Genomic DNA, 10,938 nt, shown 5'->3' with positions numbered 1-10,938 from the left:
GGCCAGCTCCAAGACACGCGTGCCGGCGGCGTGTCTACCGCTCGATGCCAGCGGCCTGCCACCCGGCGCGGCAGCGCCGTCCATCATCACGATAGATCGGGCGGTGGTGCACCGGTAACGCCCGCAGCGGGCCGCAGGCTCGCCGCTCGATGTCGACCAGGTGGTGACGCCCTATGCCTCCTCATGCGTGCCGTGGTGGCCTGTAGCGTGAGCGCCTTTGCGGTGCGGCGGTGGCGGCCTGGTGGAGGCTCTATCCGCGCGACAAAATGGACCGATTGAGCCTAGCTCCAATAGGTCGAGGGGCAGCGGCGGGGCTTTAGAGGGTTGTTTATTGAAAAAATCTGAATAGTTGTAGCGGCCGGTTTGTTCGGCATATTGGCGCTCGCAGTCGCCCGGAAACCGTTGATTTATTGTCAGGCCTGGTGCCACTTGTCACCAGCGTCACCAGCTCGGGACCCGCGTCACCAGCTGTTTCTGGTGACGCGCAAACCGTCGATCTAGAGCGGCTTGCCGAACTTATCCACAGGGTGTCACCACTGTCACCATGTTTTGAAAATGACTTCCAAGTTGATCGACGGAATTGTGTCGGGATGTCGTCTAGTCAATCAGGAAATGTGAATGGCATCTAGCAGGGGTGCTCGGCACCTCCCGCCCTAGGCGGGGTAGTGCCGCTCTGGGTGTGGTCTGGCGCACGCGGGTCCTTCCGGGGGGCGATCTCATGGGGGTCATTCGCACCGCATTCGTTCTCTAGACAAAAGGGCTCCTAGGGTGAATTAATTACCGACTAGTAGGTAGATGGATTCGGCTGTGCGGCAAAGGTTCAGGCCGCTTGTTTTCTAGAAAAAAAATGCCACCTAGGGTGAGTTAATTTCCTGGTCACTGCCTGGTGTGTTCGTCCTCGCGCTGGTTTGTGTCGGGTCTTGCCTGCCCCTTCTCAAGCGTGCCAAGCAAGGCGAGAGTTGCCCGCTCGAGGCGGTCGCTTTCGAAGATCGTATTGTTAATTCCCAGCTCCCTTGCGGTCTCGTTTATCGCGCCACAGACCACGTTGATAATCTCCCTTATTTCATTTGGGGTGATTCCATTGGTTTCGTAGACTTTCTTTCGAGGTAACGCGTACTCGTTGTGGGCAATAGACTGGTTGCGAATCTTCAGAACTCGCTTGATCCTAGGTGCCAGCGGTTTCAGCGCTGTCTCGATACGAAGTGCGCTTTGCGAACGTCCTTCCGACCGCAGCGCGCTCTTGAGCTGGCTTATGCCAGCGACGCGGTTGTCACGATCAAAGATCTTTGACAGTGCGATGAAGAACAGTTTGAAGTGCCCAGAACCCGACGCATGAAAGAAGTCAACGTAACTCAGGTCGTTCATCGTTGGTAGATACTTGGGTCTCGCCAGATTATCGAGTGCCCACCAGACTTGGAAGTGCGCCTTGGCTGCGATGCCTTCTTCAATTAGGCGTTGCGTTATCGTGTGTGCGCTCATTGGTTCGGTTCAACGCTGGTATATGGAATTCCTCAAACTATCTCATAGACCTGGTGGGCTGGCGCGGCTCGCGATGCAAGGGGGGCGGGCAAAACGGCCGCTTAGGCCGCCGCCGCGCGGGGGTCAAAATCCAGCCTCGATTAGGGGAGCGGCTAGGGTCAAGGTGCTCGACCCTATTTGGGGATCTGGCGCCCGGTATGTCCGCCTGGTGCTCGGCGGGAGCCCCAACCTATGCCGCTTGGTCAGCGCCAAAGGACAGGATCTGTGCCCCTCGCTTCAGCTCGTCCAGGTAGTCGGCCCATCGCTGCATCATGTCTCGTCGCTGCGGCAGGTGCGCGGTGCGGTTGTACGCACGGCCGAGCGGATCTTTGACGGCGTGCGCGAGCTGCGCCTCGATGATGGCCGGCGGGAAGGCTAGGACTTCGTCCAGTATGGTGCGTGCCATGGCCCGGAAACCGTGGCCCGTCATGGTCTCGTTGTCGTAGCCCATGCGCCRTAGTCCGGCATTGATGGTGTTGTCGCTCATGGGGCGGCTGGGCGAGCGAACGCCAGGCAGCACATAGCGGCCGGTGCCGGTCAAGGTGTGCAGCTCGCGGAGGATGGCTACCGCTTGACTCGGCAGCGGCACGATATGCGCCGCTCCCTCGGCCTTGCCTTGCTTGGTCCGCTTCATGCGGCCAGCCGGGATTTCCCACGTGGCACTGTCCAGGTCGAACTCCGGCCACTCGGCCAGGCGCAGTTCGCCGGGGCGCTGGAACAGGAGGGGGGCGAGCTTGAGGGCGCACGTAACGGGGAAAGTGCCGCTATAGCCGTCGATGGCGCGCAGCAACTCGCCTACCTTAGTGGGCTCGGTGATCGCCGCGAAATGCTGTTTCTGTACCGGCGGCAGGGCGCCCCGCAGGTCGGCGGTGATATCTCGCTCAGCCCGGCCGGTGGCCACGGCGTAGCGCATCGCCTGGCCGATGTTGTCGCGTAGGCGGTGAGCGGTTTCCAGGGTGCCGCGGTGCTCCACCCGCCGCAGCACTTCCAGCACGTCGGCTGGCTTGAGGTCGGCCGTGGGCTTACCGCCGATCCAGGGGAAGGCGTTGGCTTCTAAGCGGCGCAGGATGCGCACGCCGTGGCTGGCTGACCAGGTGCTTGCGTACTTGGCGTGCCACTCGCGCGCGACCAGCTCGAAGCTATTGGCCTCACGCAGTGCCTTGGTGCTCTTGGCCGCCTTGCGGTGGGCGCTGGGGTCGATGCCATCAGCCAGCCGCCGGCGGGCCTCGTCGCGGCGCTCGCGGGCTTCACGCAAACCCACCTCGGGGTATGTGCCAAGGGAAAGCATCTTTTCCTTACCCCCGAGCCGGTACTTGAGTCGCCACCACTTGCCGCCGCTGGGGGCAACCCACAGCAACAGGCCGTCAGCGTCGTACAGCTTGACGGGTTTCTCGCCTGGCTTGGCGTTCTTGATGGCGGTGTCGGTGAGTGGCATTTGGGGGTAACTATTTTGGGGGTAACAAGCTACCCCGAAAGTTACCCCCAAAATGCTTGGGCTGTAAAGAAATGCCCCGGCACCGTATGGGACGCTAAATCCCGCGAAACCAAAGAAAAAGCCCGGATATACCGGGCTTTTGGAACGTCCAGGATTAACCTGAAACTAGTATTTGGTGGAGCCGGCGGGAATCGAACCCGCGTCCGCAAGCCCTCCACAGAGAGTTCTACATACTTAGTTCTGTCATTTGATTTAACCGGTGCATCGCGGACGAACACGCTCTACAACGGCGAGTCACTAGATTTTCGTCCCTGGGTTCGTGACTCACTCAGGGCTTATCTGGCGTATATGACCTCGCGTAGTCTTGCGACTCTAGCCCGCCAGCGAGCCAGTGCGAGGACGGCCGCAATTAAGCGGCCAGTGCGTAACGTTCGTCGTTAGCAGTTATTGCATTCCCATTGATTAACGAGGTGACGGGTCCTCGGTATGCCCTCCACTGCTTTGTAACCCACGTCGAAACCAGGTCGGCCCCTGCGTGAACTGTGTGAACAGTGTCAAGAACTGAGATTGTACTCCGTTGGAGGCCCGACGTGTTGGCGGGTTCCCAGGGAGCCTTTCCGACCTCAGCGCGCTCCCGCCGGAGCCAGCAGCGCGATCAGTTCGCTTGGGTGGCGCACCAGGTAGTCGGCGCCCCATGCCTCGGGCGGTTCGCCATCGCCACAGTAGCCATAGGCGGCGGTGATCGTGATCATGCCGGCGGCCTTGCCTGCCTGGATGTCGCGCAGGTCGTCGCCGACATACACGCAGCGTTCGGGCGCCACGCCGCTGATGTCAGCCGCGTGGAGCAGCGGTGCCGGGTGGGGCTTGGCGTGCGCCGTGGTATCGCCGCTGACCACCGCCGAGGCGCGGGGCGCCAGGCCGATGGCGGCGACGAGCGGCGCGGTGAAGCGGGTGATTTTGTTGGTGACGATGCCCCAGCGGATGCCGGCGGTTTCCAGCGCGTCCAGGACCTCGGCCATGCCATCGAACAGGCGTGTATGCACCGCGATGTCGGCCTCGTAATAGTCCAGGAACGTGTCTCGCAGGCCGGGAAACTCAGGGTCGGCCGGGCTCTTGCCAAAGGCCGCGCCGATCAGTCCACGGGCGCCGTGCGAAGCGACCGGACGGAGTTGCTCGTACGCCACGGGAGGGCGGCCATGCTCGGTGACCAGCCGGTTGGCTGCCGCGGCCAGATCCGGGGCCGTGTCGGCGAGGGTGCCGTCGAGATCGAAGAAGACTGCGTCGTAGGTGCGCATATTCAGGCGGGGCGGTGAAACGCCATCAGGTAATTCACATCGGTGTCCTTGCCCAGCGAGTAGACCTGGGTCAGCGGGTTGTAGCTCATGCCGCGCATCTCGACGAGTTCAAGCCCTGCATTGCGCGCATAGCGCGCGAGCTCAGACGGCGTGATGAACTTGTCGTAGTCATGCGTGCCGCGCGGCAGCATCCTGAGTACGTACTCGGCGCCGACCACGGCCAGCATATAGGCCTTGAAATTGCGATTGATGGTGGAGCAGAACACATGCCCGCCCGGCCGTACCAGGGTTGCGCAGGCTCGCACGATCGACTGCGGGTCCGGCACGTGCTCCAGCATTTCCATGCAGGTCACTACGTCGAAACCGGCAGGCATGCGGGCAGCCAGCGCCTCGGCAGCGATTTCTTCATAGGTCACCGGGACACCTGACTCCAGGCTGTGCAGGTCGGCGACCTTGAGCGCCTTGGTGGACAAGTCGATGCCCCGCACCGTGGCGCCGGTTCGCGCCATGCTTTCGGCGAGGATGCCGCCCCCGCAGCCAATGTCGACCACCTGCTTGCCCTCGAGCGCGGCAATGCCGTCGATCCAGCCGAGCCGCAAGGGATTGAGTTCGTGCAGCGGCTTGAACTCGCTCTCCGGGTCCCACCAGCGGTGGGCCAGCTCGCTGAATTTGTCGATTTCGCGGGCATCGGCATTCCTGCCGAGCTGGGTGGTTTCAACGGTGGGATGGTGCGGAGGGGAGATCTGCGTCATGGATTTTGGCGCGCGGCCAGGCGGCGGCGCGAGAGCGGAAAGTATGCAGCCACTGTATCAAAAAAAAAGCCCAGCTCGCGCTGGGCTTTTTTTCATCGGAAAGGATCCGATTAACGTGCGCTGCGGGTGCCGACCACTTCGACTTCCACGCGGCGGTTCGGCTGCTGGCAGGCGATCTGCGCCTTGCGGTTGCCCTTGCACGACTTCGGGTCAACCTTCAGCTGACGCTTGCCCTTGCCTTCCGTGTACACACGGTTGGCTTCCACGCCCTTGCTGACCAGATAGGCCTTGACGGCTTCAGCACGACGGATCGACAGGCGATCGTTGTACTTGTCCGAACCGAACGAGTCGGTGTGGCCAACTGCGATAATCACTTCCAGGGTGATGCCGGACAGCTTGGAGGTCAGGTCGTCCAGCTTGGCCTTGCCTTCCGGCTTCAGGACAGCCTTGTCGAAGTCGAACAGGGTGTCAGCAGCGAAAGTGACCTTTTCGCTGGAAACAACCGGAGGAGCAACCGCTGCGGGCGGTGCCACCGGAACGGCCGCCGGAGCCAGGGCGCCGTCGCACAGTGCGTTGGCGGTGGCCGGGGTCCACGAACTGTCGCGCCAGCAGAGCTCGTTCGTGCCGTTCTTCCACACGTACTCGCTCGTACCGTTGCCCCAGTTATCGTTCACAGCCTTCTTTTCGTAGGGGACGGACTGGGCTTGAGCGGATGCAGCCATTACTGCGGTAGCTGCAACGAGCGCGAGCTTGGCAAATTTTTTCATATTTCTCCTCTCAGGATGAGATCACCGCAGGGTTACTGCGAGCAAATGGACGGAAACAAGTCATACATTCTTCGGAGTATAACATTCTCGATGCGGTGTATGCTCCACTTCGAACAATGTCTGGCTCTTCGCTGGGGAATTGTGCCACAAGGGTCGTTTCCTAAGAAGTAAATATATTCGATTCCACCAATGGGTTTTGGGCCTGTGGTGTTTGTGCAACATGGCTCTTGCGATGCCCGCAAACCCTTGTCTGGCCGGGCTTGCAGGATTTTCGCAGCGGCCTTTCTCGTCGTTTCCCGGCGTCGTCAAAGGCCCTTTGGAGGGGGGGGAGGCGGCTGCGGGGGAGGGCAGCGGCGCATGTTAGAATGCCACGTTGCCCTACTGCCGGACGCCGCTTGGCGAATGGTGATTCACCTGGGGGCCTTCTGTTTAAATTCGCCGGATAACCCACGCCGCAATGGATCAATTCGCCAAAGAAACCCTTCCGGTCTCCCTCGAAGAGGAAATGCGCCGCTCTTATCTCGATTACGCAATGAGCGTGATCGTAGGGCGCGCGCTTCCCGATGTCCGGGATGGCTTGAAGCCGGTACATCGGCGTGTGCTCTATGCGATGCATGAGCTTAACAATGACTGGAACCGGCCGTACAAGAAATCGGCGCGTATCGTAGGGGATGTGATCGGTAAGTATCACCCCCACGGCGACACTGCTGTATACGATACGATCGTGCGCATGGCGCAGAATTTCTCCCTGCGCTACATGCTGGTCGATGGCCAGGGTAATTTCGGGTCGGTGGACGGGGATAACGCGGCAGCCATGCGTTATACCGAAATCCGCCTGTCCAAGATCGCCCACGAGATGTTGCTCGATATCGATAAGGAAACTGTCGATTTCGGGCCGAATTATGACGGCTCGGAGAATGAGCCGCTGATTCTGCCGGCGCGCATCCCTAATCTGCTGATTAATGGATCGTCGGGTATCGCGGTGGGCATGGCCACCAATATCCCGCCGCACAACCTCAACGAAGTGGTCGACGGCTGCCTGCACCTGCTGCGCAATCCGCAAGCCACGGTCGACGAGCTGATCGAGCTGATTCCGGCGCCGGATTTCCCGACCGCGGGCATTATCTATGGCATCCAGGGCGTGCGCGAAGGCTACCGCACCGGCCGTGGCCGCGTCGTCATGCGCGCCAAGACGCACTTCGAGGATATCGATCGTGGCCAGCGCCAGGCGATCATCGTCGACGAGCTGCCCTACCAGGTCAACAAGCGCACCTTGCTGGAGCGCATTGCCGAGCTGGTGACGGACAAGAAGGTCGAAGGCATCTCGGATATCCGCGACGAGTCCGACAAGTCCGGCATGCGCGTGGTGATCGAGCTAAAGCGCAACGAAGTGCCCGAGGTGGTGCTGAACAACCTCTACAAGCACACCCAGCTGCAGGATACCTTCGGCATGAACATGGTGGCGCTGGTCGACGGCCAGCCGCGCCTGCTGAACCTGCGCCAGATGCTGGAGTGCTTCCTGTCGCACCGGCGCGAGGTCGTCACCCGCCGCACCGTGTTCGAGCTGCGCAAGGCGCGCGAGCGTGGCCACGTGCTGGAAGGCCTGGCGGTCGCGCTGGCCAATATCGACGAGTTCATTGCCATCATCAAGGCAGCGCCTACGCCCCCCATCGCCAAGCAAGGGCTGATGGCGAAGGCGTGGGATTCGAGCCTGGTGCGCGAGATGCTGGCACGCGCCGAAGGCGACACGCCGGGCGGCCGCGCTTCCTACCGCCCCGACGGCCTGCCAGCCATCTTCGGCATGCAGGGCGACGGCCTGTACCGCCTGTCCGACTCGCAGGCCCAGGAAATCCTGCAGATGCGCCTGCAGCGCCTGACGGGCCTGGAGCAGGACAAGATCGTCCAGGAATACCGGGACGTCATGGCGGTCATCTCCGACCTGCTCGATATCTTGTCCCGGCCGGAGCGCATCAGCACCATCATCACCGACGAGCTGACCGCCATCCGCGCGGAGTTCGGTGACCTGCGCCGCTCGCATATCGAGCTCAATGCGACCGAGCTGGATACCGAGGACCTGATCACGCCGCAGGACATGGTGGTCACGCTGTCGCACAGCGGCTATATGAAGAGCCAGCCGATCTCCGAGTACCGGGCGCAGAAGCGCGGCGGGCGGGGCAAGCTGGCGACCGCCACCAAGGAAGACGACTGGATCGACACGCTGTTCGTCGCCAACACGCACGACTACATCCTGTGCTTCTCGAACCGCGGCCGGCTGTACTGGCTGAAGGTGTACGAGGTGCYGCAGGGGTCGCGCAACTCGCGCGGCAGGCCGATCGTCAATATGTTCCCGCTGTCTGACGGCGAGAAGATCAACGTCATCCTGCCGGTGCGCCAGTTTGACGCCGAGCATTTCATCTTCATGGGCACCGCGCGCGGCACCGTGAAGAAGACGGCGCTGACCGAGTTCTCCAACCCGCGCAAGGCCGGCATCATCGCTGTCGATCTCGACGAGGGCGACTACCTGATTGGCGCCGCCGTCACGGATGGCCAGCACGATGTGATGCTGTTCTCGGACTCCGGCAAGGCAGTGCGCTTCGATGAAAACGATGTGCGCCCGATGGGCCGGCAGGCGCGCGGCGTGCGCGGCATGAACCTGGAAGAAAGCCAGACCGTGATCGCCATGCTGGTGGCACCGGCCGAGACCAGCGAGCAGGACGTAGCGGTGGGCAGTGTGCTGACCGCCACCGAAAATGGCTATGGCAAGCGTACCCCGATCGCCGAGTACACTCGACACGGCCGGGGCACCAAGGGCATGATTGCGATCCAGACCAGCGAGCGCAATGGCCGGGTGGTGGCTGCCGCGCTAGTGTCGCCGGAAGACGAGATCATGCTGATCACGACCGGCGGTGTGCTGATCCGTACGCGCGTATCTGAAATCCGCGAGATGGGCCGCGCCACGCAAGGCGTGACCCTGATCAACGTGGACGAAGGCACCAAGCTTTCCGGCCTGCAGCGAATCGTCGAAAGCGACGCCGACAACGGTGTGGCGGGTGAAGAACTCGATGGGGCCGATGCTGCTGCCGAGGGAGAGCCGGGGGCAGGTGCGCAGGACGGCACCGAGGCTGGCACCCCTGACACGGGATCCAATTCGTAAGTTGTTGCAACATTGACCCGATAGCCGGAACTCGATTGCCGGCTGCGGGACTAAAACGGACATATTTACCAGGGAGTCACAATGTTCAAAACCTATCGACGTATCGCTGTTCTGGCTGCCTTCGTGCCGGCCATGATGCTGGCCAACGCGGCGCATGCCCAGGATGCGGACAAGACCGCTGCCATCAAGGAGCTCCTGACCGTGATGCAGGCCGACCAGGCCGTCAAGGGCCAGGCCGAGAACTGGCAGCAGGGCGCCAAGCAGGAAGCGCCCATGGTTCTGGAGCAGGTACTGGTCGAGAACAAGACGCTCAACGACAAGCAGAAGCAAGCCGCCGTCGACAAGCTCAAGAAGAATGGCGCCGTGCAGCGCATGGTGGACGGCGCCGGTACGGCGTTCACCACCGATGGCTTCAAGAGCGACGCCATGAAGGCCCACTACGACGCCTTCGCCAAATACTACAGCGCTCAGGAAATCAAGGATCTGACCACGTTCCTGAAGTCGCCCACGGGCCAGAAGTTCATGGCGAACCAAGGCAAGGCTACGCAGGAAATCTGGGGCTCGATGATGCAGAAGTACGGCCCGCAGGTTGGCAAGTCGATGCGCGACGCAGCCGAGAAGGAAATCGCCGCCGCTTCGAAGTAATTTGCCGGCGGGCCGGTGGGGCGTACGGGGCACTATCCCCGGCTCCCCTATCTGGCGCGGGTTTGATGGATAATGGCTGCTTGGGTAACACCGGCAGCCATTTTTCATTTCCATCCCGATCCATGAACGAACCCCAGAATCCAGCACTTGCCGCCATGATGCAGCGCGCCGTGGCCGAGCGTGTCTATAACTTCTCGCCCGGTCCGGCGGCCCTGCCGACCGAAGTGTTGCTGCAGGCGGCCGACGAGATGCTGTCCTGGCACGGTACCGGGGTCTCGGTGATGGAGATGAGCCACCGTAGCCGCGAGTTCGAGGGGATCCAGGCAGAAGCGCTGGCGAACCTGCGCGAGTTGCTGCACGTGCCGAAAGATTTCCGCATCCTGTTCCTGCAGGGCGGTGCCATTGGCGAGAACGGCATCGTGCCGCTCAACCTGATGTCTCGCCTGAAAGCGGAACGCCCCAAGGCGGACTTCGTTGTCACCGGCACGTGGTCGGTGAAGTCCGAGCAGGAGGCGCGCCGCTATGGCGAGGTCAATATCGCGGCCTCCAGCACCGCGCAAAAATTCGTGCGTATCCCGGATGTGTCCGACTGGAACCTGTCGGACGATGCCGCCTATGTACACCTGTGCACCAACGAGACCATCGTCGGTGTCGAGTTCCAGGACGTGCCCGATATCGGCCAGCACCGCGACGGCGGGCCGGTGGTGGTGGCCGACGTCTCCAGCCACATCCTGTCGCGCCCGGTCGACTGGTCGCGCGTGCAGGTGGCCTACGGCGGCGCGCAGAAGAATATCGGGCCGGCCGGCCTGACCATCGTGATCGTGCGCGAAGACCTGCTGGGCCATGCGCATCCGCTTTGCCCCACCGCCTTCAACTGGCGCCTGGTGGCCGAGCATGACTCGATGTACAACACGCCGCCGACCTATTCCATTTACATCGCCGGGCTGGTCTTCAAGTGGCTCAAGGCGCAGGGCGGCGTGGATGCGATCGAGCAACGCAATATCGCCAAGGCGCACGCGTTTTATGAGTTCTTGGATCAAAGCGCGTTCTACCGCAACGATATCGATCCGAGCTGCCGCTCGCGCATGAATGTGCCGTTCTTCCTGGCTGACGAATCGCGCAACGATGCCTTCCTGGCCGGTGCGCGCGCCAGGGGGCTGGTACAGCTCAAGGGCCACAAGTCCGTCGGCGGCATGCGTGCCAGCTTCTACAACGCCATGCCGCTCGAGGGCGTCGCCGCCCTGATCGAGTACATGCGCGACTTCGAGCGCACCGCGGCCTGATCCTTCGTTTGCGGCGGCGTCTCCTGGCGCTGCCGCCCTGTGCCGATTCGGTTTTTTCCAGGGCCACTTCGCAATGACGTGGCGTAGCG

The 10,938-nt window shown here is 62.1% G+C and carries 8 protein-coding genes and 1 other RNA gene; 3 read left to right on the top strand and 6 right to left on the bottom strand.

The genetic code is table 11. The features are described from left to right. Window positions 1-876: 876 nt before the first annotated feature. The 6 genes from AC1DT6_RS36575 to ompA all read right to left on the bottom strand — a co-directional run bounded on the left by AC1DT6_RS36575 (window position 877) and on the right by ompA (window position 5,767). Window positions 877-1,479, bottom strand: coding sequence for an AbiU2 domain-containing protein (locus AC1DT6_RS36575; protein WP_477104635.1), 603 nt, complete (start codon window positions 1,477-1,479; stop codon window positions 877-879). 229 nt (window positions 1,480-1,708) lie between these two features. Continuing rightward, entirely contained in the window at window positions 1,709-2,953 is a 1,245-nt protein-coding gene (locus AC1DT6_RS36570; RefSeq protein WP_477115406.1) for a tyrosine-type recombinase/integrase, read from the bottom strand. Between the two features lie 173 nt (window positions 2,954-3,126). Next, window positions 3,127-3,485, bottom strand: a transfer-messenger RNA (tmRNA) gene (ssrA, locus tag AC1DT6_RS36565). 91 nt (window positions 3,486-3,576) lie between these two features. After that, window positions 3,577-4,248, bottom strand: a complete 672-nt coding sequence (gph, locus tag AC1DT6_RS36560; RefSeq protein ID WP_441631168.1) for a phosphoglycolate phosphatase — start codon at window positions 4,246-4,248, stop codon at window positions 3,577-3,579. Window positions 4,249-4,250: 2 nt separating this feature from the next. Next, on the bottom strand, window positions 4,251-5,000 hold the full coding sequence (ubiG, locus tag AC1DT6_RS36555; RefSeq protein WP_477104637.1) for a bifunctional 2-polyprenyl-6-hydroxyphenol methylase/3-demethylubiquinol 3-O-methyltransferase UbiG: 750 nt from the start codon (window positions 4,998-5,000) through the stop codon (window positions 4,251-4,253). A 110-nt stretch (window positions 5,001-5,110) separates the two neighbouring features. Further along, complete coding sequence (gene ompA / locus AC1DT6_RS36550; protein ID WP_441631164.1) at window positions 5,111-5,767, bottom strand: outer membrane protein OmpA; 657 nt, start codon at window positions 5,765-5,767, stop codon at window positions 5,111-5,113. Between the two features lie 457 nt (window positions 5,768-6,224). Here ompA and gyrA point away from each other — a divergent pair, with 457 nt between their 5' ends. The 3 genes from gyrA (at window position 6,225) to serC (ending at window position 10,849) form a co-directional block, all read left to right on the top strand. Further along, window positions 6,225-8,921, top strand: coding sequence for a DNA gyrase subunit A (gene gyrA, locus AC1DT6_RS36545; RefSeq protein WP_477115405.1), 2,697 nt, complete (start codon window positions 6,225-6,227; stop codon window positions 8,919-8,921). Window positions 8,922-9,002: 81 nt separating this feature from the next. After that, window positions 9,003-9,566 (top strand): DUF2059 domain-containing protein, encoded by a 564-nt coding sequence (locus AC1DT6_RS36540; protein ID WP_035860275.1) that lies wholly within the window; start codon window positions 9,003-9,005, stop codon window positions 9,564-9,566. Between the two features lie 122 nt (window positions 9,567-9,688). Then, window positions 9,689-10,849: a 3-phosphoserine/phosphohydroxythreonine transaminase gene (gene serC / locus AC1DT6_RS36535; RefSeq protein WP_441631160.1), complete on the top strand. Its 1,161-nt coding sequence runs from the start codon at window positions 9,689-9,691 to the stop codon at window positions 10,847-10,849. The last annotated feature ends 89 nt before the right edge of the window (window positions 10,850-10,938 follow it).

The organism is Cupriavidus sp. 01L45, from assembly GCF_056399885.1.
Note: the sequence above shows the minus strand (reverse complement) of the source record. Positions and strands in the feature narration are given on the sequence as shown.

Coding starts and splice junctions, on each gene's coding strand:
- ubiG (WP_477104637.1), bottom strand. CDS start 5,000: ATGACGCAGATCTCCCCTCCGCACCATCCCACCGTTGAAACCACCCAG.
- ompA (WP_441631164.1), bottom strand. CDS start 5,767: ATGAAAAAATTTGCCAAGCTCGCGCTCGTTGCAGCTACCGCAGTAATG.
- AC1DT6_RS36575 (WP_477104635.1), bottom strand. CDS start 1,479: ATGAGCGCACACACGATAACGCAACGCCTAATTGAAGAAGGCATCGCA.
- serC (WP_441631160.1), top strand. CDS start 9,689: ATGAACGAACCCCAGAATCCAGCACTTGCCGCCATGATGCAGCGCGCC.
- gph (WP_441631168.1), bottom strand. CDS start 4,248: ATGCGCACCTACGACGCAGTCTTCTTCGATCTCGACGGCACCCTCGCC.
- AC1DT6_RS36540 (WP_035860275.1), top strand. CDS start 9,003: ATGTTCAAAACCTATCGACGTATCGCTGTTCTGGCTGCCTTCGTGCCG.